At 54.2% G+C, this 24,901-nt stretch carries 26 protein-coding genes and 1 pseudogene; 16 read left to right on the forward strand and 11 right to left on the reverse strand.

Features of this window, described 5'->3' with window-relative positions:
• The first annotated feature begins 262 nt into the window (after positions 1-262).
• Positions 263-475, forward strand: coding sequence for a hypothetical protein (locus HMPREF3178_RS15525; protein WP_004100392.1), 213 nt, complete (start codon positions 263-265; stop codon positions 473-475).
• 51 nt (positions 476-526) lie between these two features.
• Positions 527-1,081 (forward strand): LuxR C-terminal-related transcriptional regulator, encoded by a 555-nt coding sequence (locus tag HMPREF3178_RS15530; protein WP_004100391.1) that lies wholly within the window; start codon positions 527-529, stop codon positions 1,079-1,081.
• Between the two features lie 94 nt (positions 1,082-1,175).
• On the opposite strand, the gene HMPREF3178_RS15535 is transcribed toward HMPREF3178_RS15530, so the two are convergent.
• Both HMPREF3178_RS15535 and HMPREF3178_RS15540 read right to left on the reverse strand, forming a co-directional pair.
• Positions 1,176-1,907, reverse strand: coding sequence for a MerR family transcriptional regulator (locus tag HMPREF3178_RS15535; protein WP_004100389.1), 732 nt, complete (start codon positions 1,905-1,907; stop codon positions 1,176-1,178).
• Between the two features lie 189 nt (positions 1,908-2,096).
• Positions 2,097-3,320, reverse strand: coding sequence for a diguanylate phosphodiesterase (locus HMPREF3178_RS15540; RefSeq protein ID WP_004100387.1), 1,224 nt, complete (start codon positions 3,318-3,320; stop codon positions 2,097-2,099).
• A gap of 335 nt (positions 3,321-3,655) precedes the next feature.
• On the opposite strand from HMPREF3178_RS15540, the gene ycgZ reads away from it, so the two are divergent.
• The 3 genes from ycgZ to HMPREF3178_RS15555 all read left to right on the forward strand — a co-directional run bounded on the left by ycgZ (position 3,656) and on the right by HMPREF3178_RS15555 (position 4,664).
• Positions 3,656-3,901, forward strand: a complete 246-nt coding sequence (gene ycgZ, locus HMPREF3178_RS15545) for a regulatory protein YcgZ (RefSeq protein ID WP_004100386.1) — start codon at positions 3,656-3,658, stop codon at positions 3,899-3,901.
• Between the two features lie 118 nt (positions 3,902-4,019).
• Positions 4,020-4,343, forward strand: a complete 324-nt coding sequence (locus HMPREF3178_RS15550) for a hypothetical protein (RefSeq protein WP_004100384.1) — start codon at positions 4,020-4,022, stop codon at positions 4,341-4,343.
• Positions 4,344-4,397: 54 nt separating this feature from the next.
• A complete protein-coding gene (locus tag HMPREF3178_RS15555; RefSeq protein ID WP_004100382.1) occupies positions 4,398-4,664 on the forward strand; it encodes a biofilm development regulator YmgB/AriR family protein in 267 nt (88 codons plus the stop codon).
• Between the two features lie 249 nt (positions 4,665-4,913).
• Here HMPREF3178_RS15555 and HMPREF3178_RS15560 read toward each other — a convergent pair.
• A pseudogene (locus HMPREF3178_RS15560) lies at positions 4,914-6,382 on the reverse strand (PLP-dependent aminotransferase family protein).
• A gap of 127 nt (positions 6,383-6,509) precedes the next feature.
• Between HMPREF3178_RS15560 and HMPREF3178_RS15565 the strand changes: the two are divergent.
• Positions 6,510-6,986 carry a GNAT family N-acetyltransferase gene (locus HMPREF3178_RS15565; RefSeq protein ID WP_017146314.1) on the forward strand — a complete coding sequence of 159 codons (477 nt, stop codon included), beginning with the start codon at positions 6,510-6,512 and terminating at the stop codon, positions 6,984-6,986.
• 59 nt (positions 6,987-7,045) lie between these two features.
• Here the strand turns inward: HMPREF3178_RS15565 and pgl are convergent, their stop codons facing one another.
• The gene (gene pgl, locus HMPREF3178_RS15570; RefSeq protein WP_004100376.1) at positions 7,046-8,041 is read right to left on the reverse strand and encodes a 6-phosphogluconolactonase; all 996 of its coding nucleotides are present in this window, start codon (positions 8,039-8,041) and stop codon (positions 7,046-7,048) included.
• Between the two features lie 221 nt (positions 8,042-8,262).
• Here pgl and HMPREF3178_RS15575 point away from each other — a divergent pair, with 221 nt between their 5' ends.
• Positions 8,263-9,081 (forward strand): pyridoxal phosphatase, encoded by an 819-nt coding sequence (locus HMPREF3178_RS15575; RefSeq protein WP_004100374.1) that lies wholly within the window; start codon positions 8,263-8,265, stop codon positions 9,079-9,081.
• Here HMPREF3178_RS15575 and modC read toward each other — a convergent pair whose 3' ends face one another.
• From modC to HMPREF3178_RS15595, 4 genes are all read right to left on the reverse strand, one after another.
• The gene (gene modC, locus HMPREF3178_RS15580; protein ID WP_004100372.1) at positions 9,082-10,140 is read right to left on the reverse strand and encodes a molybdenum ABC transporter ATP-binding protein ModC; all 1,059 of its coding nucleotides are present in this window, start codon (positions 10,138-10,140) and stop codon (positions 9,082-9,084) included.
• Between the two features lies 1 nt (position 10,141).
• Complete coding sequence (gene modB / locus HMPREF3178_RS15585) at positions 10,142-10,831, reverse strand: molybdate ABC transporter permease subunit (protein ID WP_017146315.1); 690 nt, start codon at positions 10,829-10,831, stop codon at positions 10,142-10,144.
• Positions 10,831-11,604, reverse strand: coding sequence for a molybdate ABC transporter substrate-binding protein (modA, locus tag HMPREF3178_RS15590; protein WP_017146316.1), 774 nt, complete (start codon positions 11,602-11,604; stop codon positions 10,831-10,833). Before modA ends, modB begins: the two co-directional genes overlap by 1 nt.
• A gap of 143 nt (positions 11,605-11,747) precedes the next feature.
• Positions 11,748-11,897, reverse strand: coding sequence for an AcrZ family multidrug efflux pump-associated protein (locus tag HMPREF3178_RS15595; RefSeq protein WP_004848993.1), 150 nt, complete (start codon positions 11,895-11,897; stop codon positions 11,748-11,750).
• A 154-nt stretch (positions 11,898-12,051) separates the two neighbouring features.
• On the opposite strand from HMPREF3178_RS15595, the gene modE reads away from it, so the two are divergent.
• From modE to gpmA, 7 genes are all read left to right on the forward strand, one after another.
• The gene (modE, locus tag HMPREF3178_RS15600) at positions 12,052-12,840 is read left to right on the forward strand and encodes a molybdenum-dependent transcriptional regulator (protein WP_004100364.1); all 789 of its coding nucleotides are present in this window, start codon (positions 12,052-12,054) and stop codon (positions 12,838-12,840) included.
• Positions 12,841-12,907: 67 nt separating this feature from the next.
• Positions 12,908-14,383: a molybdate ABC transporter ATP-binding protein ModF gene (modF, locus tag HMPREF3178_RS15605; protein WP_017146317.1), complete on the forward strand. Its 1,476-nt coding sequence runs from the start codon at positions 12,908-12,910 to the stop codon at positions 14,381-14,383.
• A gap of 205 nt (positions 14,384-14,588) precedes the next feature.
• The gene (gene galE, locus HMPREF3178_RS15610) at positions 14,589-15,605 is read left to right on the forward strand and encodes a UDP-glucose 4-epimerase GalE (RefSeq protein WP_004100360.1); all 1,017 of its coding nucleotides are present in this window, start codon (positions 14,589-14,591) and stop codon (positions 15,603-15,605) included.
• A gap of 9 nt (positions 15,606-15,614) precedes the next feature.
• Positions 15,615-16,661 (forward strand): galactose-1-phosphate uridylyltransferase, encoded by a 1,047-nt coding sequence (gene galT, locus HMPREF3178_RS15615; protein ID WP_017146318.1) that lies wholly within the window; start codon positions 15,615-15,617, stop codon positions 16,659-16,661.
• A 2-nt stretch (positions 16,662-16,663) separates the two neighbouring features.
• The gene (gene galK / locus HMPREF3178_RS15620; protein ID WP_017146319.1) at positions 16,664-17,812 is read left to right on the forward strand and encodes a galactokinase; all 1,149 of its coding nucleotides are present in this window, start codon (positions 16,664-16,666) and stop codon (positions 17,810-17,812) included.
• Complete coding sequence (galM, locus tag HMPREF3178_RS15625; protein WP_004100353.1) at positions 17,806-18,849, forward strand: galactose-1-epimerase; 1,044 nt, start codon at positions 17,806-17,808, stop codon at positions 18,847-18,849. Before galK ends, galM begins: the two co-directional genes overlap by 7 nt.
• Positions 18,850-19,176: 327 nt before the next feature.
• Positions 19,177-19,929: a 2,3-diphosphoglycerate-dependent phosphoglycerate mutase gene (gpmA, locus tag HMPREF3178_RS15630; protein ID WP_004100351.1), complete on the forward strand. Its 753-nt coding sequence runs from the start codon at positions 19,177-19,179 to the stop codon at positions 19,927-19,929.
• A 65-nt stretch (positions 19,930-19,994) separates the two neighbouring features.
• Here the strand turns inward: gpmA and aroG are convergent, their stop codons facing one another.
• The gene (gene aroG / locus HMPREF3178_RS15635; protein ID WP_004111488.1) at positions 19,995-21,047 is read right to left on the reverse strand and encodes a 3-deoxy-7-phosphoheptulonate synthase AroG; all 1,053 of its coding nucleotides are present in this window, start codon (positions 21,045-21,047) and stop codon (positions 19,995-19,997) included.
• Positions 21,048-21,362: 315 nt separating this feature from the next.
• Between aroG and HMPREF3178_RS15640 the strand changes: the two genes are divergently transcribed.
• Together HMPREF3178_RS15640 and zitB are read left to right on the forward strand one after the other, a co-directional pair.
• Positions 21,363-21,734: a YbgS-like family protein gene (locus HMPREF3178_RS15640; RefSeq protein ID WP_004100346.1), complete on the forward strand. Its 372-nt coding sequence runs from the start codon at positions 21,363-21,365 to the stop codon at positions 21,732-21,734.
• Positions 21,735-21,852: 118 nt separating this feature from the next.
• Entirely contained in the window at positions 21,853-22,797 is a 945-nt protein-coding gene (gene zitB / locus HMPREF3178_RS15645) for a CDF family zinc transporter ZitB (RefSeq protein WP_017146320.1), read from the forward strand.
• On the opposite strand, the gene pnuC is transcribed toward zitB, so the two are convergent.
• Positions 22,794-23,513, reverse strand: a complete 720-nt coding sequence (gene pnuC / locus HMPREF3178_RS15650) for a nicotinamide riboside transporter PnuC (RefSeq protein WP_004100343.1) — start codon at positions 23,511-23,513, stop codon at positions 22,794-22,796. The two genes, zitB and pnuC, sit on opposite strands and share 4 nt — an antisense overlap.
• A gap of 35 nt (positions 23,514-23,548) precedes the next feature.
• Complete coding sequence (gene nadA / locus HMPREF3178_RS15655; protein WP_004100341.1) at positions 23,549-24,592, reverse strand: quinolinate synthase NadA; 1,044 nt, start codon at positions 24,590-24,592, stop codon at positions 23,549-23,551.
• Between the last annotated feature and the right edge of the window lie 309 nt (positions 24,593-24,901).

The following is a 24,901-nucleotide window of genomic DNA, read 5'->3' on the forward strand; positions in this document are numbered from 1 at the left end:
CATAAGATAAGTAAAATCATATAGTTAAATTTATTTGTTAAAAAAACCCACTAAATGTACAAAATTTTTCTGCAAAAATTGTACATCCTGAAAATCGTGACTATAGTTATTACGTAAGTTTTGATTACTCTGCATTACCGAATTCTTATGAATTAAAAATTGCACACCATTTCTCTGAAATGGTGAAAAAACCGTATAGCAAAGATGGTGTTATCACTCATCTTTGTTAGTTGATTATGGCTAAAATAACCCGGGATTAACCATGCAGATAAAGAACACCATTCCAGCAGAATTTATATTTAACTCTGCGTTGCTGAAAAACATCGAACATATGGTGCGAATGGAGAACGAGGCCGTGAGCAATGAACGTTTAATCGTTGAAGTTCAGCGCCGTCTGAATGTCGAGAAAAATGAAATACTCGCTGACTTATACACCCAGACGCTGCATATGTTACGCGCGAAAAATCATCACTAAGCGTGATTTGTTAAAGTATTCTTTAATTAACACTTCTGCCTCGGAGGACAAATGAATAACGACAAGCAAGGTCTCTTTTTTAATCATTACGATCTTTGGATTAACAATAACCTTCTTCGTCAAGGATTACAGCTTGTACTAGATTCATTATCACCAGGCTGTTTTCATGGAAAATACGTCTTTTTCACCAGCGATAACTATTATGCGGTGCTCAATCATCATTACGACCGCAAAAGAGTTCGTTTTGTCCTGCTCACCGACGGCAACGATCTGAACTTCCTTAGCGAAATTCCGATGTACAGAATTCCTGCGCGCTCAACGCCCGCTGAGATAAAATCTTTTATTCTTCGCCCGACGTTGTTTGGTAAAAAACCTGACAGTGAAGCTGAAAGTATTGTTTTTACCAACCGCGAAAAAGAAGTGATTCGCCTGATGAACGATGGCGAAGCGATGGTTAATATTGGGAAGTCACTGAATTTACATATTAAAACAATTTACCAAATTCGCCTGACCTTAATTAAAAAACTAGGCTGTTCTGGTCGCACTGATTTTTTTAATATTAGCCGCAGCGAAACATTTAAAGCCTGGACTCAGCAAAATTTCTGATAGTTTACCTACCAGCGCATGTTGCCATGCTTCAGGAAGACAAGCGGCGGAAAAACATCTCTAAGAATGTTCCGCTGCTAACCCTCTAAGTCGCTTACTCTCCGTGAAACTCGATGGTAAAGCCCTGACTTTGCCAATGGCTAAGTAATTCTGCCTGCAAAGGGGTCAGCGCGCGGCCGGTCCAGACAAAGATGTGCTGACCCGGGAACAGTTCCGGGCGAGGAGAGTCGAGCGGTTCCGCCAGCACATTAACGTGCCAGGCGCGCTGGGACAATCGCCATGCTTCCAGCCACAGGCGAGTGCGATCTTCATTACCCCATCCTACTAACAGCGTCTCTTTACCCACCTTCTTACGCGATTCCGCAAGGATGGACGCCACGCAATCTATCAAAATGCCATCCAGCATACTGATGATAGCCAGGGAAGTATTCTGGTCGAGATTAAGCTTGCTGCGCACGGGGACAAACAGCCGGTCAATAAGTTTATCTACGGGATATTCATGGCTGAGGGACATGATGCGGGTGCGTAATTTTGAGGGCTGGACACCTCGCAGAAGCGTCATCATCTCTTCCTGGAGCAGGACGGCTGCGTCTTGCGTTTCAGGCTGATGGCCTTCCAGAAGCGCCTTAACTTTGCCAACGGAGACGCCGCGATCGATCCAGCGTTTGATTTCCTCAATCCGCTGAACGTCCTCCTCGTCAAACTGGCGGTGTCCACCCTCGCTTCTCTGCGGCTTTAGCAGACCGTATCTACGCTGCCATGCACGCAAAGTAACAGGGTTGATTCCGCAACGTTCGGCAACTTCACCGATGCTGTAATATGCCATTAGCGCCCTCTAACCTGATAATACTTTACCGACTAAATTAACTAATTTAGACGAGTTGTACAATTAACTTTTCTTGTACAGCTAAAATTAACAGGTCGGACGCCAATGTACACAGCAAAAAACAAGGCTTATTTTGCCGTTATACACGGCTTTTTAAGCGAAACGCTGCGCTGAGCAGCGTTCAAAAAATTAAAGAAGCTCGCAGGCTATTTTTTTCTCCGGCCAGGCTACCGGCGGAATGCCCCCGAAGCACGGGCTGGCAAATAAATTTCCCTGGAAATGCGTAATCCCCGCTGATTCCAGCCACATCCACTCTTCCGCCCGCTCAACCCCCACCGCTGAAATGGCAATTTCCAGGGAATTACAACATTTAATAATCGCCTGAACGATTGCCTGTTTCGGGCCGTGCTTATGGATATCTTTGACCAGCTGGCGATTAATCTTAATGCGGTCCGGCTGAAACTGCGCCAGCAGCACTAGCCCGGCAAACCCGGCGCCAAAGTGATCGATAGCCACGCGAATTCCCGCAGATTTTAGCTTTCGTACTGAATCGGTAAATTCATCAACGCGAGAAATCGCTTCGCTCTCGGTGAATTCCACAATAATTTGCTCGGGAATCAAACCACTGGCTTCAATTTCAGCCAACAGAAATTCGACAGCGTTGGGAACATTGACCAGCGTCATGGGTAACAGATTAATCGACAAGGTGCGTCCACGAAGATGCAAACGTCCCGCCATGGCGAAGGCGATGCGCTTACTGTGCAGATCCGTCCAGTAGATTTCCTCTCGCGAAAGTCCGTCAAAATAGACCGCTGGCGATTCTCCGGAGTTGGTGCGCAGCAGCGCTTCATAGGAGACGACCTCTTTGGCAAACGGATCGATCACCGGCTGAAAAGCAAAGCTGCACTCGGCCTGCTCGAGCGGGGTTTCAGGATACCAGGCCTCGTCTTCTATCACAAAGTCCCAGCTTTCGGCCGCAGGAATTTCGTAATAGTTCTCCTTTTCCGTGGCTTCGACGAAGGTACGGAAAAAGTGGAGAGCTCTGTCGTCATAGATGAGCTGATATTTTGAGGTTCCTTTGTCCAGCACGGCCTGCAGAACTTCATCGCGGTCAAACTCTCGTAAATCAAAGAGTTCCATACCGATTTTGCCAAAGCGACGGGTTGGCCCATGGTCTCTGAGGAGCTCAACGAGGTTATGGTGCCGCGGGTCTTCGCAGATATGGCGATAAATTTCCTCAACCTTCTCTTCAGGTCCTTCTAATAGTTGAAAAAAATGGGTGCCGTTAAAAAGCAAAATACCCGACACGTCTTCCTGACCATTTTTTACATTTGCTGCAGCAACCATGCTTTCGAGCGATTTAATTGACACGTTGTCGCAGATATGGCTGCGATAAATGATGGTAGTGAGCATGAAATTTCCGACAGAAGAGATGAATGCTAATGAGATATTACAGTAGCAGGTCTACCCACATAAGTCCTGTAAAACAGCGCGCGTCCTTAACAAATAAATCACATTAACATCCTCTTTTCGCTGACATTCTTACCATCCTGCACACCTGTACAAGCCGTACATCTCCATTCGCTGTTTACCTTAAGATTTGTACAATTTTAAAAGCATATAAATCAATATGTTATAAAAAATATTAAGAAAATTAACATATTTTTTCCATTTTCTATGTACAAGTTGGCAAACATTGTATAACTTTAATCGCAACTTTACTGATAATTGAACTGACAGGAGCACATATGCAGCAGAACGGTTACATTCCTGACACGGCTAACGCTATTGCCCATTACTTCAATAAAGCTTCGTTGCCTTCTCAGCAGGAAACGTTGGGACAGATTGTTATGGATATCCTGAATGAAGGACGGAACCTGAATCGTAAATCCCTGTGTACGAAACTGCTGAGTCGCCTTGAAGTGGCTTCAGAACCTGAAGAAGAAAACCATTATCAAACGTTGATTGGTCTCTTGTTTGAGCATCAGGGGTAAAAGTAGCTTCAGTTATCTGGTGATTTAAGTCGTTACTGAATGAGGAAATATAGGGGATGGGCCAGTATCTGACACGGATTACCGGCTTGCTACTAAATTCCCAGTCAAGGAGATGACAATGATCAGAGATACCGTTATGAATCACAATGATTATGATCCATTAACCGATGTATTGATTGGAGAGGCTGTCCTCTCGCTACTCAAAAGCAAGGGGCCTATTAGTAAACAAGCACTGATCGGTAAACTCCAGGCCATGCAGGCCGGAGAACAAGATAACAAGCGGCGGAATGCAATTGGGCGTATTATCGATGAAATCAGTAATATGGTAGCTCGCCGTGGAAACAACAAAACTGTGGGTACTTCAGGCGCTAAACACAATTGGGATAAGCCGAATTCATTATTAGGCTCCCCTCAGCAGCCAGGTACTAATAAAATACACTGACCTCTAACGGTCGAATGTTTAACTCACAACGTAGAGAATATGATGAGACAGACTATGCATCAGCAACCGGATATTTACGCAGGCCTGAACGATACCGCACTCTCTGAATATTTCCGCAACGCAGGCGACAGGCTGATCGATGAATCAGCAGTAATGTCACTGGCTATCAGCAGCATCCTGGAGTCTGAGGGGCATCTCAACAATAAAGCGATTATTCTGTGGTTAATTACGGCGCTGGAGACTACCAGCGATGTCGTAACCGCCGACGTTATCCGCAAAACGCTGGAAATCGTCGTAAGCTACACCATGGATGATATCTGATTTTTTAACCGGCAGTCATTCACAGGGATGTCACCTATCGCTAAGCGAATGGTTGTTTCGTTATATAGCTGTGGATACATCTACAATCCATGCGCAATATTATTGTTCTTAACACTCGCCTCCGCTGAGCAGATGACTCATCTGCTCAGCGGTGTGAGTTAATTATAAATAAGATTTAATTTATTTTTGCTCGCCCTCGCCAGAAATAAACGCGATAGTTTTTGTTTCAATAAAGCCTGCGGTATTGGGTTATATGACCGCCGCCAGACGGCGAATCCCCTCTGCCAAAACCTCTGGCGGATGGTTTGCAAAGCCAAGCAATATTCCCTCACGTGACATTGGCCGCTGGCAATAGCGCGCAAAAGTTTGTACACCTAAGCCTATCTGGCGCGCCTTCCGCACCACCTCCTGTGCCCGTAAGCCATCCAGCAGCCAGCAGACTAAATGCACGCCGGAATCCGTAGGATGCACCAGCATGCGCCCGGGAAAATAGAATTTAATCGCCGCCTCCAGCGCGCTTTTTCGCTCAAAACAGGCTTTACGGATCCGACGAACGTGGCTGGCATAGTGCCCCTCGCGGATGAAACGCGCCAGAACGGCCTGTTCCAGATATCCGCTACAGAGGTCAGTATAATATTTGGTGATGGCAAACTGTTCGCGCAAATGCTCGGGGACAACTAAAAAGCCCAGACGAAATGCCGGATACATCATCTTAGAGAATGTACCCGCATAGATGACCCGCTGATGTTTATCCAGCCCCTGCAACGCCTGCAGAGAGCGGGCGGCATAGCGAAATTCGCTATTGTAATCATCTTCGAATATCCAGGCGCGGTTAGCTTCCGCCCACTCCAGCAGAGCAAGCCTCCGCGGCAGACTCAGCGTGCCGCTGAGCGGAAACTGATGCGACGGCGCGGTATAGACCAGCTTAGCCCCGGGATAATGGTCTATTCCATCCTGAATATCCATGCCCTCATCGTCAACCCGAACGGGCCGAACAACGGCTCCCCTGGCGGCGAATGCGCCGCGAGCGCGTTATATCCGGGATCGTCCAGCCAGACTTCATCGCCCTCTTCCAGTAAAGCCTGCGCGGCGATCGTCAACGCTTGCTGAATGCCGTTAACAATAATCACCCGATCTTCGTGGCAATTTACGCCGCGCGTCGCCTGTATATAGTCGCTGATTGCCTGACGCAGCGGCAGGAATCCCCAGGAGGAGGCGTGCGATGCGAGTTCACGGCGCGATTGCCGCCAGACGCGCCCCAGCAATCGCCCCCACAAAGCATGAGGGAAAAGATCGGTACAGCCAATACCGACGGCAAAAATCGCGCCCATCTCTCCGCTATCTTCGCTTTCCGTCCATGAGGGTACCAGGGCTGACACATCAGGGTTCAGCGGCCCAACGCTGGCTATTGCCGTTTCCGGCGCCGTCGACGACCCGTACTCGCTAATGACGTGATCCGGAATATGGTCGCAGACAAAGGTGCCTGCCCCCTTGCGCGTCAGCAGATAGCCTTCATCAATCAGGCGCTCAAACCCGGCAATGACCGAGTTGCGGGAGATCGCCATCATCTCAGCCAGCGCCCGGCTGGAGGGTATTTTTGCACCCGCCGATAACCGGCCATCCAGAATCGCGTGGCGCAGGGCGTGATAGACCTGGTCTTTAATCACGCCGCGCGTTAATAACAGTTCCTGGAACAGAGGGGCAATGGGTTTTGGCATGAGCGGCAGCGGCATCAACGTAATAAAAGTGGATCCTATAAATATACAGAAAGTGTCACTTTTTAGGAACCAGAACGCCTCCTATCATAACGCACAACCATCCGGTTTCTAAAAGTAAGGAAGAAGCATGAAGAGCCAGAAAACCGACGTTAACCTCGCGGAAATTACCCTCCAACCCGCAGCTGAAACTGACTTTGCCGCGTGGCTGCCGCTGTGGAAAAGCTACCAGACGTTTTATCGCGTCGACATCCCGGACACCGTCACGCAACTCACCTGGAAGCGTTTTTTCCATTCTGTCGAACCCATGTATTGCGCGGTGGCAAAATGCGAAGGCAGGATTGTGGGATTCGTTCACTATCTCTTCCACCGCTCTACCTGGGCCGAAAGCGACTACTGCTATCTGGAAGATTTGTTCGTTGATCCGGCCGTTCGGGGCCAGCATATCGGCAAACAGTTGATTGAGTATGTACAGCTACAGGCGCGGAAGCGTCACTCAGCCAGCCTGTACTGGCACACGCATGAAACCAATCTGCGGGGTCAGCGCTTGTACCACTGGGTCGCGGAGAAAAGCGGCATGATTGAGTATCGTATGCGGGTGAAATAGCCCTTGCGCCAGGCGTAAAAAAACCTCGCCGCGGCGAGGTTTCGGTCACACCTGCGGGCTTAACGAGCGTTGACCACCACCCACATCGGGCCCTGGCCTACGGCATAGCGCCCTTTTTCCTGCAGCAGCCCCTGCTTGCCTTCGATTTCATACACCGCAATATGATGCGATTTCTGACCGGCAGCGATGAGGAATTTGCCGCTATGATCGAGATTAAAGCCGCGCGGCTGGGTTTCGGTATTTTGATAGCCCTCGATGGACAGCACGCTGCCGTCTTCCGAAACGCTAAAGATGGTAATAACGCTGGCGGTGCGATCGCAGGCGTAGAGGTGACGGCCATCGGACGTCAGGTGAATATCCGCCGCCCAGCGAACGCCGGTGAAATCAGGCGGCATCATGTCCAGCGTCTGCACGCACTCGATTTTGCCGTGTGGATCCTTCAGCTCCCATACGTCAACGGAGCTGTTCAGTTCGTTAACGCAGTAGCCGTATTGCTGGTTCGGATGGAAGACCATATGACGCGGGCCAGCGCCTTCAACGGTGGTCACCTCAGCCGGTTCCTGGGCAGCCAGGAAACCGTCGTCGCTCAGGGTAAACAGGCAGATACGATCCTGTTTCAGCGCCGGAACCCACAGGGTGCGATTGTCCGGGGAAATATTTGCCGAGTGGCAGCCTTCCAGCCCTTCCACCACCGCCACCGCTTCCCGCGGCAGGCCGTCCACCAGCGGCGTAACGCTTACGCAGCCCGCGTTATAGGATGCGCTGAACACAAAGCGGCCCTGATGATCGGTAGAGATGTGCGTTGGGCTACCGGGCAGCGCGGCTTCGCCAGCGAAGGTCAGGGCGCCATTATCGGGCGCAATGCGGTAGGCCAGTACGCGAAACTCCGGACGCACGCCGACGTAGAGATACTCTTTGTTCGGGCTCACCACCATCGGCTGCACCTGCCCCGGGGCATCAACAACCTGCACCAGCGTCAGTTTCCCCTCAGGATCCAGATCCCAGACGTGAATCTGCTGGCTTTCCGGGCTGGCGGTATAAACGGTTTGTTTCATGAATACTCCTTCCTCACTGCACGTGGAAATTTCATTTTTCAGACTAACGGCGCCCTGAAAAATACAATACGCATACACAACATTTTTCAGATTGCCTCCAGGCAGCCTGAAAGATCAAGTGTATCGGCTCTTTAGCGGTAGATGCTGAAAAGTTTGCCGGAATGGCACAGCGGTGTACCATCATAGCCTGCTAACTTTTCATCATTAACCGGAAACAACACATGACCTCACGCGTGATTGCCCTGGATTTAGACGGCACGCTCTTAACCGGCAAAAAGACCATCCTCCCCGCCTCGCTCGACGCGCTGGCTCGCGCCAAAGACGCTGGATACCAGATCATTGTCGTCACCGGACGACATCACGTCGCTATCCATCCTTTTTATCAGGCACTGGCTCTCGATACACCTGCAATTTGCTGCAATGGTACTTATTTGTATGATTATCATGCAAAAAAGGTGCTTGAGTCCGATCCGATGCCGGTCGATAAAGCCCTGAGCCTGACGGAGCTGCTGAACCAGCATGATATTCACGGCCTGATGTACGTTGATGACGCCATGCTCTACGAGCAGCCGACCGGGCACGTCATCCGCACTGCCAACTGGGCCCAGTCTCTGCCCGTCGAGCAGCGCCCGGTATTTACTCAGGTCGACTCTCTGGCGCAGGCGGCGCGCGAAGTTAACGCCGTGTGGAAATTCGCCCTGACCGATGAAGATACCGCCAAACTGCAGCGCTTTGCCCTGCACGTTGGCCAGACGCTGGGCCTGGAGTGCGAATGGTCGTGGCACGATCAGGTGGATATTGCCCGGGAAGGCAACAGTAAAGGTAAACGCCTGGCGCAGTGGGTGGCGTCCCGGGGACTGTCAATGCAGGATGTTATCGCTTTCGGCGACAACTATAACGACCTCAGCATGCTGGAGGCCGCCGGCACCGGCGTAGCGATGGGCAACGCGGTAGAGGAAGTGAAAGCGCGCGCCAACGTGGTGATCGGTGAAAACGAAACCACCAGCATCGCCGACTACATCTATCGCCACCTGCTGTAATCAGGCGGCTATCGACACGCTTTTTATCTGCGCATACAGCCGCTGGCCCGGGGCAACGCCCAGATCATCGCGAGCCCAGGGGCTGATGCGCGCCCACAGCGTGCGGCCGCTTATCTCCAGCCGGACCTCAACCTGCCCATGGCTTTCAATACACTGCATAACCTCCGCGGGCAAAATATTGCGAATACTGGTTTGCTGAGCGGGCTGCAGTACCAGAGACACGTCCGAGGCCTGAATGCGGATGCGCGCGGTTTCGCCCAGCGGCCTGTCAAGCCGGTTGACCCATATCTGCTGGTCGCCGATCGCCAGGGCGGTCATCGTATACTGCGGATGCTGGGCGGCAACAATCGCGCTCAGAATGGTACTTTGCTGATCCTCGGGCAGCCAGGGGTGCATCACGCTACTACTCCACACCTCTTCCAGGCAGCCAAAGGCTTTCACCTTCCCCGCCTCCAGCACCAGCACGTTATCCGCCAGGTGCTGGATCTCATCAAGAGAGTGGCTGACGTACAGCATCGGGATGTTAATTTCGCGCGCCAGCCGCTGCAGATAGGGCAACAGCTCGCGCTTGCGCGGGATATCCAACGATGCCAGCGGTTCATCTAACAGCAGCAGCTCCGGCGCGGTAAGCAGCGCCCGGCCAATCGCGACCCGCTGTTTTTCTCCGCCGGAGAGTCCTCCCGGTAGCCGATCAAGCAGTGGCGCAATGCCGAGCAGATCGACCAGCTTATCGAACTGTCCGGCCATATTTTTTGCCATGCCATATTGCAGATTGCCGCGCACTTTATAGTGCGGAAACAGGCGCGCGTCCTGAAAAACATAGCCAATGCGGCGTTTTTCCGGCGCCAGGCAGATACGTTTTTCAACATCGTTTAGCACTCTGCCGTTAAGGACAATGCGCCCCTGCTGCGGGCGGGTCAGGCCGCTAATAGCGTTGATCAGCGAGGTTTTTCCCGCGCCAGAGACGCCGAATACCGCTGTAATGCCGCTGGCAGGGAGCGTCTCGCGGATTTGCAGACAGTGGGTTCCCAGCGTCTGGGTAAAATCGAGTTCAAGCATGTTATTTCCCCATCCGCTGACGGCTGAGGCGGGCCAGCCATTCGGAAATCAGCAGCGATACCAGCGCCAGCACAATCGAAATCAAGCATAAACGCGCGGCTGCGCCCTCGCCGCCGGGAGTCTGAATCAGGGTATACATTGCCGAAGGGATGGTACGCGTTTCACCGGGAATATTGGAAACAAAAGTGATAGTGGCGCCAAACTCGCCCAGCGAACGGGCAAAAGCCAGCACGGTGCCGACGATAATACCGGGTAGCGTCAACGGTAGCGTAATAGTGAAAAATACGCGCCAGCGCCCAGCGCCCAGGGTACGCGCCGCCTGCTCAAGCTTGATGTCCACCCCTTCCAGCGCGAGGCGAATGGCCCGCACCATCAACGGAAAGGACATGACCGCCGCCGCCAGCACCGCGCCGCGCCAGCTAAACGCAAAGCTCAGCCCAAACCAGTCATATAGCCAGCTGCCGATAAAGCCGCGGCGCCCCATCGCAATCAGCAACAGATAGCCCACCACCACCGGCGGCAGCACCAGCGGCAGGTGGATAACGCTATCGAGCAGCGCTTTGCCGGGAAAATCCCGACGAACCAGCAGCCAGGAAAAAAAGATGCCGAAAGGTAAGCTAACTACCACCGCCAGGGAGGAGACTTTCAGGCTCAGCAGTACCGCCTGCCATTCAGGATCGCTTAAGAACATTAGTGGGTAGTGAATCCGTAACGTTTAAAGATGGCGGAAGCTTCCGGCCCTTTTAAATAGTCATAAAACGCGCTGACCGTCGCACTGTTATGCCCGTCGACGATAGCCAGCGGATATTCCACCTTCTTATGGGAATCTTCCGGGAAGGTTCCGACGACTTTTACGCCTTTGCTGGCGACCGCATCAGAGCCGTACACGATCCCCAGCGGGGCTTCGCTGCGTTCAACCAGGGCCAGCGCGCCGCGCACGTCCTCTGCCGGCGCCAGCTTCGGCGACAGGGTTTCCCAGGCTCCCAGCTTTTGCAGCGCCTCTTTCGCATAGATGCCAGCAGGCACGTGTTCCGGGTCGCCAACGGCCAGGCGGCCGCCTTTCAGCAGGCTGGTCCAGTCGGTTTTATCATTGATGTTTATCTCGCCCTGCGCGCTGGCTTTTGGCGCCACGACAACCAGGCTGTTACCGAGAAGGGTCGTCCGAGAAGCAGAATCAATGCTCTTTTTCCCGGCCGCGTAATCCATCCATTTTTGATCGGCGGAGATAAACAGATCCGCCGGCGCGCCCGCTTCAATCTGGCGCGCCAGCGTGGATGAAGAAGCAAATGAAGAGACAACCTCAACGTTCTTCTCTTTCTTATACTCTTTAGCGATATCCTGCATGGCGTTAGTGAGCGATGCTGCGGCAAAAACCGTCACTTTGCCCTCATCCGCCAGCGCGTGACCGGCAACGCAGAGCGTTAACGTTGTTCCGGCAAAAAAGCGTAACCATTGACCTGCCATCTGAATCTCCCGTAGGTTCGTTATGTAGCTGACAATATAACGATAGAGCCAGGACTTTCCCAGAGAAAATTAGGGGTAATGAGCGGAGGATCAAACGAAGGGGGAAAAATAAAAACGCCCGGTCAAACCGGGCGCGGGGGAAATCAGTGGTTTTGCGGCCTGCTGTCTTTATGGCCGGCTCCGGAGAAGAGGTTAAACACTTCGCCCAGCCCGTAAATCAACCCCAGGATGACAGCCATCACCACAGGGACCATGACTACGGCAAAAACCAGACTTTTCAATAGCTCTAACATGGTTGGCTCCAGAAAGTACGAATACTTTATTGTAACGAATTCCGCCGGAAAAACACGCCCCATTTGTGCGGTGCCTCACGGACTGCCGCCGCAGAAGCATCTTGCAAGATGACCGCTATCGGTCACAATACCTTTTTTTCATCAGGACATGATTATGCAGGCCGAAATTCTCCTTACCCTTAAATTACAGCAGCGCCTGTTCGCCGATCCCCGTCGTATCGCCCTGCTGAAGCAAATTGACCTGACAGGCTCCATTAGCCAGGGGGCCAAAAATGCCGGCATCAGCTATAAAAGCGCATGGGATGCCATTAATGAAATGAATCAGCTCAGCGAGCAGACCCTGGTTGACCGGGCGACCGGCGGCAAAGGCGGCGGCGGCGCGGTCCTCACCCGTTACGGGCAGCGGCTGATTCAGCTCTACGACCTGCTGGCGCAGATTCAGCAGAAAGCGTTCGATGTCCTGAGCGATGATGACGCCCTTCCCCTCGACAGCCTGCTGGCCGCCATTTCGCGATTCTCTCTGCAGACCAGCGCGCGCAACCAGTGGTTCGGCACGATTACCGGCCGCGACCATCAGCAGGTTCAGCAGCACGTAGAGGTCCTGCTGGCCGACGGGCAAACCCGTCTCAAAGTCGCGATTACCGCCCAGAGCGCCGATCGTCTTGGCCTGGATGAAGGCCAGGAAGTATTAGTGCTGCTGAAGGCGCCGTGGGTTGGCATCACCCTGGATGCCGCGCAGGCGGTACAGGCTGATAATCAGCTGTCCGGCCGAATCAGCCGCATCGAACGCGGGCCGGAGCAGTGCGAAGTACTGATGGCGCTCCCGGATGGTCAAAGCCTTTGCGCCACCCTGCCGGTGGAACAGACGCGCGATCTGGCCGAAGGCGCGGAAGCGATAGCATATTTCAATGCCGATCGCATCATTCTCGCCACGTTATGCTAACGCCATTGACATTGTGGGCGTGAAGACGTATCCCTGAAATAAATCGCTGCAAAAAGTGGGATACACAATGTCATCATTGCAAATTTCGCAAGGCACGTTTCGCCTGAGCGACACCAAAACGTTAAATATTGAACAACTCTGCGTGCAGGCTGGCGAGAGCTGGGCTTTCGTCGGCAGCAACGGCAGCGGGAAGTCGGCCCTTGCGCGGGCGCTATCCGGAGAGCTGACACTGCTCAGCGGACAGCGCGAGAATACGTTCCCACGCGTTACCCGCCTCTCTTTTGAACAGCTGCAGAAGCTGGTCAGCGATGAGTGGCAGCGCAACAACACGGACTTGCTCAGACCCGGAGAAGAAGATACCGGACGCACGACAGCGGAAATTATCCAGGATGAGATTAAAGACCCCTCCCGCTGCGCCCGCCTTGCTGAACAGTTCGCTATCAGCCACCTGCTTGAGCGCCGCTTTAAATATCTCTCTACCGGAGAAACGCGTAAGACCCTGCTGTGCCAGGCGCTGATGGGCGACCCCGACCTGCTTATCCTTGATGAGCCGTTCGACGGTCTTGATGTCGCCTCACGCCAGCAGCTTGCGGCGCTGCTGGCCACGCTCAACGGCGAAGGGATCGCCCTGGTGCTGGTTCTTAATCGTTTCGATGAAATCCCGGAGTTCGTTCAGTTTGCCGGCGTGCTGGCGGAGTGTGTTCTGAGCGAAACCGGCGAAAAGCAGGCCCTGCTGCAGCAGGCGCTCATTGCCCAGCTGGCCCACAGCGAAAGGCTTGATGGCATGACGCTGCCGGAGCCCGATGCCCCGGCCGCGCGTCTTGGGCTGGACGACGATGCGCCGCTCATCGTGCTCAACGACGGCAGGGTTTCCTACAATGACCGCCCCATCATTAATCATCTGAACTGGACGGTAAATCCCGGCGAACACTGGCAGATAGTTGGCCCCAACGGCGCCGGTAAATCGACGCTACTCAGCCTGGTCACCGGCGACCATCCCCAGGGCTATAGTAACGACCTGACCCTGTTTGGCCGCCGCCGCGGCAGCGGGGAAACGATCTGGGATATTAAGAAGCATATCGGTTACGTCAGCAGCAGCCTGCACCTTGAATACCGCGTCAGCACCAACGTACGTAACGTGATTCTCTCGGGCTATTTCGATTCGATTGGCATCTATCAGGCCGTTTCCGACAAACAGCATAAGCTGGTGCAGAACTGGCTGGATATTCTGGGGATTGATAAACGCACCGCCGATGCGCCGTTCCATAGCCTCTCCTGGGGGCAGCAGCGGCTGGCGCTGATCGTCCGCGCGCTGGTCAAGCACCCTACCCTGCTGATCCTCGATGAACCGCTGCAGGGGCTGGATCCGCTCAACCGCCAGCTGGTGCGCCGCTTTGTTGATGTGCTCATTAGCGAAGGGGCGACGCAGCTGCTGTTTGTCTCCCACCATGCAGAAGACGCTCCCGACTGCATCACCCATCGCCTGGCATTTGTGAGCAGTGGAGACGGTTACACCTACCGGGTCGGCCCGCTGGAAAAATAAGCCTGTAAAGGGGTCTGCGGATCCCTTATTTTTTCAGAATAATAGCCTGACCATAAATTAACCCCCTGTTCTATAATCAAAAAATCTTAAAAGCTACGGCTGGAAATTTTAGTGTAAACGATTCCACCAATTTGCCCTGTGTCACACTTTTACCTTCTTTGGTATGCTATCTTCTTCTCACACGATAAGCCTATTGGAGCGAATCATGAAAGTACTGGTTACAGGTGGTAGCGGTTACATTGGAAGTCACACCTGCGTTCAACTGCTACTGCAGGGACACGACGTGATTATTCTCGACAATCTCTGCAACAGTAAGCGCAGCGTATTGCCAATCATTGAACGTCTCGGCGGCAAAAGCGCCACCTTTGTTGAAGGCGATATTCGTAATGAAGCGCTGATGACGGAAATTCTTCACGATCACGCCATTGAAGCGGTGATCCATTTTGCCGGCCTGAAAGCCGTCGGGGAATCCGTCGCCAAACCGCTTGAATATTACGACAACAACGTAACCGGAACGCTAAAACTCGTTTCCGCTATGCGCGCTGCGGGCGTGAAAAACTTTATTTTCAGCTCCTCCGCCACCGTCTACGGCGACCAGCCCAAAATTCCTTATGTCGAGAGCTTCCCGACCGGTACTCCGCAGAGCCCGTACGGCAAAAGCAAGCTGATGGTTGAGCAGATCCTGACTGACCTGCAAAAAGCGCAGCCGGACTGGAGCATCGCACTGCTGCGCTACTTCAATCCGGTTGGCGCCCATCCATCGGGCGATATGGGCGAAGACCCGCAGGGCATTCCGAACAACCTGATGCCGTATATCGCGCAGGTCGCGGTCGGGCGCCGTGAATCGCTGGCGGTATTTGGCAACGACTACCCAACCGAAGACGGCACCGGCGTACGTGACTACATTCACGTCATGGACCTTGCCGACGGCCACGTCGCGGCGATGGAAAAACTGGCCGACAAAGCCGGCGTGCATATCTATAACCTTGGCGCAGGCGTCGGCAGTAGCGTACTCGACGTGGTCAATGCCTTTAGCAAAGCCTGCGGCAAACCGATTAACTACCACTTCGCGCCGCGCCGCGAAGGCGACCTCCCGGCCTACTGGGCGGACGCTGAAAAGGCCGACCGCGAGCTGAACTGGCGCGTGACGCGCAACCTTGACGAAATGGCGCAGGACACCTGGCACTGGCAGTCCCGTCATCCGCAGGGTTATCCAGACTAAGGAACCTTCATGAGCGTATTTAACCCCGTCGACCATCCACATCGTCGTTATAACCCGTTAACCGGGCAGTGGATTCTGGTTTCTCCGCATCGCGCCAAGCGCCCCTGGCAGGGGGCGCAGGAAACGCCGGCAAAGCAGACCTTGCCCGCGCACGATCCGGACTGTTTCCTGTGCCCGGGCAATACCCGCGTCACCGGCGACAAAAACCCGAACTACACCGGCACGTTTGTTTTTACCAATGACTTTGCGGCTTTGATGACCGATACCCCTGATGCCCCGGAAAGCGACGATCCGCTGATGCGCTGTCAGAGCGCCCGCGGCACCAGCCGGGTCATCTGCTTCTCGCCAGATCACAGCAAAACGCTGCCGGAACTGAGCGTTGAGGCGCTGGAAGGCGTGGTTAAAACGTGGCAGGAGCAGACCGCCGACCTTGGAAAGAGCTACCCCTGGGTGCAGGTCTTTGAAAATAAAGGGGCGGCGATGGGCTGCTCCAACCCGCACCCCCATGGGCAGGTGTGGGCCAACAGCTTTCTGCCTAATGAGGCGGAACGCGAAGATCGTCTGCAAAAAGCGTACTTCACCGAGCACGGCGCGCCGATGCTGGTGGATTACGTGCAGCGCGAATTAGCCGACGGTAGTCGTACTATCGTTGACACTGACCACTGGCTCGCCGTGGTTCCTTATTGGGCCGCGTGGCCTTTTGAAACGCTGCTGCTGCCAAAAGCGCACGTCCAGCGCCTGACTGATTTAACCGACGACCAGCGCAGCGATCTCGCGCTGGCGCTGAAAAAGCTGACCAGTCGTTACGACAACCTGTTCCAGTGCTCATTCCCCTACTCCATGGGCTGGCACGGCGCGCCGTTTAACGATGAAGAGAATAATCACTGGCAGCTGCACGCCCATTTTTACCCGCCGCTGCTGCGTTCCGCCACGGTGCGTAAATTTATGGTCGGCTATGAAATGCTGGCTGAAACCCAGCGTGACCTGACGGCCGAGCAGGCCGCCGAGCGTCTGCGCGCTGTGAGCGACGTCCATTTTCGCGAATCCGGAGTATAACCATGAGTCTGAAAGAGAAAACCCAAGCCCTGTTTGCTGAGAAATTTGGCTACCCGGCCAGCCATGTTATCCAGGCCCCAGGCCGCGTTAACCTGATCGGCGAGCATACCGACTATAACGATGGGTTCGTGCTGCCCTGCGCCATTGATTACCAGACGGTTATCGCCTGTGCGCCGCGCGACGATCGTACCGTGCGGGTTATTGCCGCCGATTACGACAATCAGACCGATGAATTCTCTCTCGACTCGCCGATTACCAGCCACGACACCCAGCAGTGGTCAAACTATGTCCGCGGCGTGGTGAAGCATCTCCAGCAGCGGAATAACGCCTTCGGCGGCGCGGACCTGACGATCAGCGGTAACGTGCCGCAAGGCGCCGGGTTAAGCTCCTCGGCTTCGCTGGAGGTCGCCGTCGGCACGGTGTTCCAGCAGCTGTACCACCTGCCGCTCGATGGCGCTCAAATTGCCCTGAACGGCCAGGAAGCGGAAAATCAGTTCGTCGGCTGCAACTGCGGCATTATGGACCAGCTGATCTCCGCGCTTGGTAAAAAAGATCACGCTCTGCTGATCGACTGCCGCTCCTTAGGGACGAAAGCGGTGTCGATGCCGAAAGGCGTCGCGGTAGTGATTATCAACAGTAACTTTAAGCGCACCCTGGTGGGCAGCGAATACAACACCCGTCGCGAGCAGTGCGAAACCGGCGCGCGCTTCTTCCAGCGTCCGGCTCTGCGCGACGTCACGCTGCAAGAGTTCAACGCCGTGGCTCACGAGCTTGATCCGGTGGTCGCCAAACGCGTTCGCCACGTGCTGACTGAAAACGCCCGCACCGTAGAAGCCGCATCGGCGCTGGAAAAAGGCGACCTGCAGCGGATGGGCGAACTGATGGCGGAATCTCACGCCTCCATGCGCGATGATTTTGAAATCACCGTACCGCAGATTGATACCCTGGTAGAGATCGTCAAAGCGACCATCGGCAACAAAGGCGGCGTTCGCATGACCGGCGGCGGCTTCGGCGGCTGTATCGTCGCGCTGGTGCCGGAGGAGCTGGTTGATACCGTGCAGCAGGCCGTTGCCAGAGAGTATGAAGCGAAAACGGGCATTAAAGAGACCTTCTACGTCTGCAAACCGTCGCAGGGAGCCGGGCAATGCTAAAGCAAACAACGGAGCTGGCGCCGGACGGCCAGCCATGGAATCTTCTTACCCTGCGTAACGACGCAGGCATGACGGTCACCGTGATGGACTGGGGCGCGACGCTGCTCTCCGCGCGCGTGCCCCTGGCGGACGGTAGCGAACGAGAAGCGCTGCTCGGCTGCGCAACCCCCGGCGACTATACGCGCCAGGCCGCTTACCTTGGCGCTTCCGTAGGCCGTTACGCTAACCGTATTGCCAACAGCCGCTTTACCCTGGATGGCCAGCTCATCAATCTGACGCCCTCCAACGAGGCTGGCCATCAGCTCCACGGCGGACCGGAAGGTTTTGATAAGCGCCGCTGGCAAATTGTTAGCGCTGACGCTCGCCACGCGCTGTTTTCTCTCTCCTCCCGCGATGGCGATCAGGGCTATCCTGGTAATCTGACGGCAACCGCGCACTACCGCCTGACCGACGATAACCGGATCGCTATTGAGTATCGCGCCACCGTGGACCAGCCGTGCCCGGTGAATCTGACAAACCACGTCTATTTCAACCTCGATGGCGTGCAGAGCGACGTGCGCAACCATAAGCTGCAAATTTTTGCCGATGTTTATCTGCCCGTCGAAAGCGACGGTATTCCGGGGGGAGATCTGCAAAACGTCACCCTGACCAGCTTCGATTTCCGCACGCCGAAAACCCTGGCGGACGACTTCCTGCGTGACGAAGATCAGCAAAAAGTAAAAGGTTATGACCATGCCTTCCTGCTACAGGCGCTGGGGAATGCCGATACTCCGGCCGCTCACGTCTGGTCGCAGGACGAAAAGCTACAGATGACGGTTTATACATCTGCCCCCGCGTTGCAGTTTTACTCCGGCAACTATCTTGGCGGCACGCCGTCGCGCACAGCGCAGGCGTACGATGACTGGCAGGGCCTGGCTCTGGAGAGCGAGTTCCTTCCAGATTCTCCGAATCATCCGGAATGGCCGCAGCCGGATTGTGTACTGCGCCCCGGCGAAGAGTACGTCAGCCTGACGGAATATCAGTTTATCGCTCGATAGCCTCTGGCCCTCCCGATGGAGGGCTTTTTATCATTTTGCTGAAAATTACGTCACTTACAGACAAAAACATAACCTCTGTTTTACAAGCACCTTACACTGAGCCACTATTTTCGCTATGGTTAGGGATAAGCATTGCCGTGAGGTAAATCGCGGCAATATAATGAGAATAGTTATCAATCAATAAATATACACACTACAGATTTCGGGTCGCATCAAGGCGGCAAATGAGCAAATCCCCGGGAACATAGTGAACTATGTGACCAGGGTGAGTGAAAGTAGCCAACGACGAGGCGGCGCGAAAGATGACGTGTATTGAGGAGTAAGTGTATGGCTGTAACTAAGCTGGTACTCGTTCGTCACGGCGAAAGCCAATGGAATAACGAAAACCGTTTCACCGGTTGGTATGACGTTGACCTGTCTGAAAAAGGCGTTGGTGAAGCAAAAGCGGCCGGTAAGCTGCTGAAAGAAGAAGGCTTCAGCTTCGACTTTGCTTATACCTCTGTGCTGAAACGTGCCATCCACACCCTGTGGAACGTGCTGGACGAACTGGATCAGGCCTGGCTGCCGGTTGAGAAATCCTGGAAACTGAACGAACGCCACTACGGTGCGCTGCAGGGCCTGAACAAAGCGGAAACCGCTGAAAAATACGGTGACGAACAGGTTAAACAGTGGCGTCGCGGCTTTGCGGTAACGCCGCCGGAGCTGACCAAAGACGATGAGCGCTATCCGGGCCACGATCCGCGCTACGCCAAACTGACCGATGCAGAACTGCCGACGACCGAGAGTCTGGCGCTGACCATCGACCGCGTCGTGCCATACTGGAACGAAACGATTCTGCCGCGTCTGAAAAGCGGTGAGCGCGTGATTATCGCCGCTCACGGCAACTCCCTGCGTGCGCTGGTGAAATACCTCGACAATATGGGCGAAGCAGAGATCCTTGAACTGAACATCCCGACTGGCGTACCGCTGGTGTATGAGTTTGACGAAAACTTTAAGCCGATCAAACACTACTATCTGGGTAACGCCGACGAGATCGCCGCGAAAGCGGCTGCCGTTGCCAACCAGGGCAAAGCGAAGTAATACTCGCAGGATGTAAAAAAAGCGTGGAGCAATCCACGCTTTTTTTTGCGCCGTTCGCTGCAGACTTAACCGCGACGCGCTTTTACCGCCCCGGCCAGCTGGCGAAGTAGCGTATCGGTATCTTCCCAGCCGATGCAGGCATCGGTAATACTTTTACCGTAGGTCAGCGGTTCGCCGCTTTCAAGACTCTGATTGCCTTCCACCAGGTGGCTTTCAATCATCACGCCCATAATCGACCGCTCGCCGCCGGCAACCTGCTGACATACGTCAGCGCCGACATCCATCTGCTTTTTAAACTGTTTGCTGGAGTTGGCGTGGCTGAAATCAATCATAATTTGAGCGGGCAGACCTGCTTTCGCCAGACCGACCTTCACTTCGGCAACGTGCTGCGCGCTGTAGTTCGGCTCTTTTCCGCCGCGCAGGATAATATGGCAATCGCTATTACCGCTGGTGTTCACAATTGCCGAATGCCCCCATTTGGTCACCGACAGGAAACAGTGCGGCGCGCCGGCGGCGTTAATGGCGTCGATAGCCACTTTGATGGTTCCGTCGGTGCCGTTTTTAAATCCGACCGGGCAGGACAGACCGGAAGAGAGCTCACGATGCACCTGCGACTCCGTGGTCCGCGCGCCAATCGCGCCCCAGCTCATCAGATCGGCAAGATACTGCGGCGTGATCATATCGAGGAATTCCCCCGCCGCGGGCAGCCCGCTGTCGTTGATATCAAGCAGCAGCTTGCGCGCGATACGCAGGCCATCGTTGATGCGGAAGCTGTTATCCATATGCGGATCGTTGATCAGCCCTTTCCAGCCGACGGTGGTACGCGGTTTCTCAAAATAAACGCGCATCACGATTTCCAGCTCGCCTTTTAGCTCTTCACGAAGCTTAAGCAGACGTTCAGCATACTCTTTTGCCGCCGCCGGATCGTGAATGGAGCAGGGCCCAATGACCACCAGCAGGCGATCGTCATTCCCTTTCAGGATCTGATGGATCGCTTTACGAGCATGCGCAACGGTATTGGCAGCATTTTCGGTAGCGGGGAATTTTTCCAGGAGCGCAACGGGAGGTAATAATTCGTTGATCTCTTTAATACGTAAATCGTCGTTCTGATAATTCATCTTATTTCCAGCGTTGCCATACTTATCCAGTGAAATGCAATCCCTCCAATCTATCTCTTCATGCAAAAAGTGTAAACGTGATTTTACAGTAGCGGCAGAATATTCCTGGAAATAGGCTAAAAAACGCCATAAAGTCGCGGAATAGTGGCCGCAAGCTATAATTTTTAACTGTTAGAACTTAATTTTCTTTAGCATTCAGCATTATATATTAATGCCGCTCGCTATCACCGAAGCTTTAACCACAACGAGTCAAACCTCCGGCAAATGCACTGTTGGAAGAGGTAATTCGACAAATCGACATAACAGGAGCATCCAATGAAAATGAATAAGCTAACCAGTCTTCTCCTCGCAGCAACCCTTGGTCTGGCCAGCGGCGCGGCCCTGGCCGCCGATACCGGGGCGCAGTCGAATAATGGGCAAGCGAATGCAGCGGCCGACGCGGGCCAGGTCGCCCCCGATGCGCGTGAAAACGTGGCGCCAAACAACGTCGACAACGGTAAAATCAACTCCGGTTCCACCGATACCAACGGCACCATGCTCCACCCTGACGGCTCGACCATGAACCATGACGGCATGTCGAGCGACGAAGTGCACAAAAATTCAATGTGCAAAGATGGCCGCTGTCCGGATACTGATAAAAAAGTCGGTCAGGACGAAGCGACGAAAACCGACGGTACCACCCAGTAAGCTGAGTGCCGGACACCAGGGAGGAGAGCTAAGGCTCTCCTTTTTTTCATTTTATTCACCCCAGAAAGGGAATCATGTCATAAAGTAATCATCAAAATAATAATGTAGGGAAGGCACCATGGGGCAATCACACTCGCATAATTCTGCGCAACCCACCGAAGATAAAAATGCCCGTCGGCTACTGCTGGCGTTCTGCGTTACTGCCGGGTTCATGGTGGTTGAGGTCGCAGGCGGACTCATTTCAGGTTCACTGGCGCTGCTGGCCGATGCCGGGCATATGTTGACGGACGCAGCAGCGCTGCTGTTCGCCTTTCTGGCAGTGCGTTTCGCCAGTCGACCGCCGAATGCGCAACATACCTTTGGCTGGCTGCGGCTGACCACGCTGGCGGCTTTTCTCAATGCCATTGCTTTAGTGGTCATTACGATCCTCATCGTCTGGGAGGCCATTCAGCGCTTTCATCATCCGCAGCCGGTGGCCGGTAAAACGATGATGGTTATTGCGGTTGCCGGCCTGCTGGCCAATATTCTGGCCTTTTGGATCCTGCATCGCGGCAGTGAAGAACGTAATCTCAATGTGCGGGCCGCCGCTCTGCATGTGCTGGGGGATTTACTCGGCTCGGTCGGGGCGATTATTGCCGCTATCGTGATCCTTACGACCGGCTGGACGCCTATCGACCCCATCCTGTCCGTGCTGGTATCGTGCCTGGTTTTGCGCAGCGCCTGGCGTTTGCTGCAGGAGAGCGTCAACGAACTGCTGGAGGGGGCGCCGCGCTCGCTTGATGTTGAGGCACTAAAACGCGATCTGCGTCGCTCAATACCGGAGGTGCGCGATGTACATCACGTCCACGCCTGGCTGGTCGGCGAAAAAACGGTGATGACGCTGCACGTGCAGGTGGTACCGCCGCACGATCACGATGGCCTGCTGGAACGGATCCAACATTTCTTACAGCATAAGTACGAAATTGGACACGTAACGGTGCAGATGGAGTATCAGCCCTGCAGCGGCCCGGAGTGCCGTCTCAACATGACGCACGCCGGGCATGGCCATCACCATCACCACTAGCGGGAAAACGCGCGAGAGCCTCGCTCACGCGCGCTATTAATCCACATCCGGCTGCCGTTGAGGGCGATGAATGTCAGAATCAAATATTCGAGCGACATCGCATAAACCCCCTGGAGGGCGAAAATAACGACGCTAATAACGTTGATGATCACCCACAGCAGCCAGTTTTCAACGTATTTTCGGGTCATCAGAATCATCGCCGCAATCGAGAGTACCATCATGCAGGAGTCCCAGAACGGGAATGCGTCTGGCTGCAGCGCCGGCATAACGACCTGCAGGCCCAGGGCGTGCATCAGCGCAACGGCAATCCTGGTCAGATACGCAAAAACCGGATCGATAAATAGCGTCATCAGGCCAATCGCCACCACGCAGGCCGCCAGCCAGCCTAACGCTTTCGGCAGCGGTAGCCAGCGGATTTGCAGCTCAGCCTGGTTATCGCTGGTCTGTCGTGACCAGGCATACCAGCCGTAGACGTTGGCAACAAAGAAGAAGACCTGGAGCAGAAGGCTGGCGTACAGCTGGATCTGAAAAAAGATAATGGCAAACAGCGTGACGTTGATTAACCCAAAGGCATAGTTGACGATCTTCTCCAGGCTCGCCAGCCAGATACACAGCAGGCCTGCGATAGTACCGACGGCTTCAATCCACGACAGATCATAGCCCCCGGCGCCAATGGGTATGTGAACTAAAATATTCTGCGTACTAAAAAAATCCATCTTATCCCCAGAGCGTACTGTGACGCAGTAATGAACTATCCCCGAAGTGTAGCCGCAAAATCGAGCATTCTGTTTAGCGGAACCAGCGCCCCGGTACGCAGCTGTTCATCAACATGAATTTCATGTTCAGCGCCCCCGTTCTCCAGCGCTTCAGCAATGGCCTGCAGGCCATTCATCGCCATCCACGGACAGTGCGCGCAGCTGCGGCAGGTCGCCCCTTCGCCTGCCGTAGGGGCTTCCAGCAGCTCTTTTTCCGGCACCGCCTGCTGCATTTTGTAAAAAATACCCCGGTCGGTGGCGACAATCAGCTGCTGGTGCGGGAGCGTTTTTGCCGCACTGATTAACTGGCTGGTTGAACCTACCGCATCGGCCATATCGACGATCGCCTGCGGTGATTCCGGGTGAACCAGAACCGCAGCCTGCGGATATAGCGCTTTCATTCTTGCCAGCGCTTGAGTTTTGAATTCATCATGAACAATACAGGCCCCATGCCAGCACAGCACGTCGGCGCCGGTCTGTTTTTGCACGTAGCTGCCCAGATGGCGGTCCGGCGCCCAGAGGATTTTTTCCCCCATGCTATCCAGATGCTCAATGAGTTCCACTGCGATACTGGAGGTCACAACCCAGTCGGCGCGAGCCTTAACCGCCGCAGAGGTATTGGCATAGACCACAACGGTGCGGTCCGGGTGAGCGTCGCAAAAAGCGCTGAACGCCTCGATCGGGCAGCCAAGATCCAATGAACACTCCGCCTGCAGCGTGGGCATCAGGATGGTTTTTTCCGGGCTGAGGATTTTCGCCGTTTCTCCCATAAACCGTACGCCGGCGACCAGCAGCGTAGAGGCGGAATGTCGGGCGCCGAAGCGCGCCATTTCCAGAGAGTCGGAGATGCAGCCACCGGTCTCTTCAGCCAGTTGTTGAATTTCGGGGTCGGTATAGTAATGGGCCACCATTGCCGCATCGCGTTCACGCAGCAGGCGTTTAATTTTTTCACGATAGAAGTGCTTCTCATCGCGGTTTAACGGCATGGGCTTGGGGGGAAAGGGATAAATTGCCGCTTCCGGATCAAACATTACGCTCATCTTGCAGTCTCGTTTCACTGGCTTAACTTGAAAACCGCAATAACGCCCGCAAAACGGCATTATTCGGTAATGGTGTTTTATATGCTAAACAAGATAGCCGATTGTGCAGAAAATGTCGTGAGGAATTTTGCCCTCAGGGACCATTTCCCGGAGGCGATGCTGCGCATCTGTCCGGGCTACTGGCCTGTGCCAATTGTAGCCACGGTAAACACAGTGCGACGGTAGAATAACGCAGCATTAAAGTATTGCGGATTATTGTGATTTTCGAGGAAATGGCAGATAGCAAAAAAGCGCCTTTAGGGCGCTTTT

It is taken from the genome of Klebsiella sp. HMSC09D12 (assembly GCF_001808475.1).
Lineage (GTDB): Bacteria > Pseudomonadota > Gammaproteobacteria > Enterobacterales > Enterobacteriaceae > Klebsiella > Klebsiella oxytoca.

Excerpts from the sequence above, each read along its gene's own strand:
- HMPREF3178_RS15540 (WP_004100387.1), bottom strand. The coding sequence starts at position 3,320 with ATGCTCACTACCATCATTTATCGCAGCCATATCTGCGACAACGTGTCA.
- HMPREF3178_RS15550 (WP_004100384.1), top strand. The coding sequence starts at position 4,020 with ATGATCAGAGATACCGTTATGAATCACAATGATTATGATCCATTAACC.
- HMPREF3178_RS15575 (WP_004100374.1), top strand. The coding sequence starts at position 8,263 with ATGACCTCACGCGTGATTGCCCTGGATTTAGACGGCACGCTCTTAACC.
- HMPREF3178_RS15595 (WP_004848993.1), bottom strand. The coding sequence starts at position 11,897 with ATGTTAGAGCTATTGAAAAGTCTGGTTTTTGCCGTAGTCATGGTCCCT.
- galK (WP_017146319.1), top strand. The coding sequence starts at position 16,664 with ATGAGTCTGAAAGAGAAAACCCAAGCCCTGTTTGCTGAGAAATTTGGC.
- modA (WP_017146316.1), bottom strand. The coding sequence starts at position 11,604 with ATGGCAGGTCAATGGTTACGCTTTTTTGCCGGAACAACGTTAACGCTC.
- pgl (WP_004100376.1), bottom strand. The coding sequence starts at position 8,041 with ATGAAACAAACCGTTTATACCGCCAGCCCGGAAAGCCAGCAGATTCAC.
- HMPREF3178_RS15525 (WP_004100392.1), top strand. The coding sequence starts at position 263 with ATGCAGATAAAGAACACCATTCCAGCAGAATTTATATTTAACTCTGCG.
- modB (WP_017146315.1), bottom strand. The coding sequence starts at position 10,831 with ATGTTCTTAAGCGATCCTGAATGGCAGGCGGTACTGCTGAGCCTGAAA.
- modC (WP_004100372.1), bottom strand. The coding sequence starts at position 10,140 with ATGCTTGAACTCGATTTTACCCAGACGCTGGGAACCCACTGTCTGCAA.
- gpmA (WP_004100351.1), top strand. The coding sequence starts at position 19,177 with ATGGCTGTAACTAAGCTGGTACTCGTTCGTCACGGCGAAAGCCAATGG.
- galT (WP_017146318.1), top strand. The coding sequence starts at position 15,615 with ATGAGCGTATTTAACCCCGTCGACCATCCACATCGTCGTTATAACCCG.
- HMPREF3178_RS15555 (WP_004100382.1), top strand. The coding sequence starts at position 4,398 with ATGCATCAGCAACCGGATATTTACGCAGGCCTGAACGATACCGCACTC.
- HMPREF3178_RS15565 (WP_017146314.1), top strand. The coding sequence starts at position 6,510 with ATGAAGAGCCAGAAAACCGACGTTAACCTCGCGGAAATTACCCTCCAA.
- galM (WP_004100353.1), top strand. The coding sequence starts at position 17,806 with ATGCTAAAGCAAACAACGGAGCTGGCGCCGGACGGCCAGCCATGGAAT.
- aroG (WP_004111488.1), bottom strand. The coding sequence starts at position 21,047 with ATGAATTATCAGAACGACGATTTACGTATTAAAGAGATCAACGAATTA.
- HMPREF3178_RS15535 (WP_004100389.1), bottom strand. The coding sequence starts at position 1,907 with ATGGCATATTACAGCATCGGTGAAGTTGCCGAACGTTGCGGAATCAAC.
- modF (WP_017146317.1), top strand. The coding sequence starts at position 12,908 with ATGTCATCATTGCAAATTTCGCAAGGCACGTTTCGCCTGAGCGACACC.
- modE (WP_004100364.1), top strand. The coding sequence starts at position 12,052 with ATGCAGGCCGAAATTCTCCTTACCCTTAAATTACAGCAGCGCCTGTTC.
- ycgZ (WP_004100386.1), top strand. The coding sequence starts at position 3,656 with ATGCAGCAGAACGGTTACATTCCTGACACGGCTAACGCTATTGCCCAT.
- nadA (WP_004100341.1), bottom strand. The coding sequence starts at position 24,592 with ATGAGCGTAATGTTTGATCCGGAAGCGGCAATTTATCCCTTTCCCCCC.
- HMPREF3178_RS15640 (WP_004100346.1), top strand. The coding sequence starts at position 21,363 with ATGAAAATGAATAAGCTAACCAGTCTTCTCCTCGCAGCAACCCTTGGT.
- pnuC (WP_004100343.1), bottom strand. The coding sequence starts at position 23,513 with ATGGATTTTTTTAGTACGCAGAATATTTTAGTTCACATACCCATTGGC.
- galE (WP_004100360.1), top strand. The coding sequence starts at position 14,589 with ATGAAAGTACTGGTTACAGGTGGTAGCGGTTACATTGGAAGTCACACC.
- HMPREF3178_RS15530 (WP_004100391.1), top strand. The coding sequence starts at position 527 with ATGAATAACGACAAGCAAGGTCTCTTTTTTAATCATTACGATCTTTGG.
- zitB (WP_017146320.1), top strand. The coding sequence starts at position 21,853 with ATGGGGCAATCACACTCGCATAATTCTGCGCAACCCACCGAAGATAAA.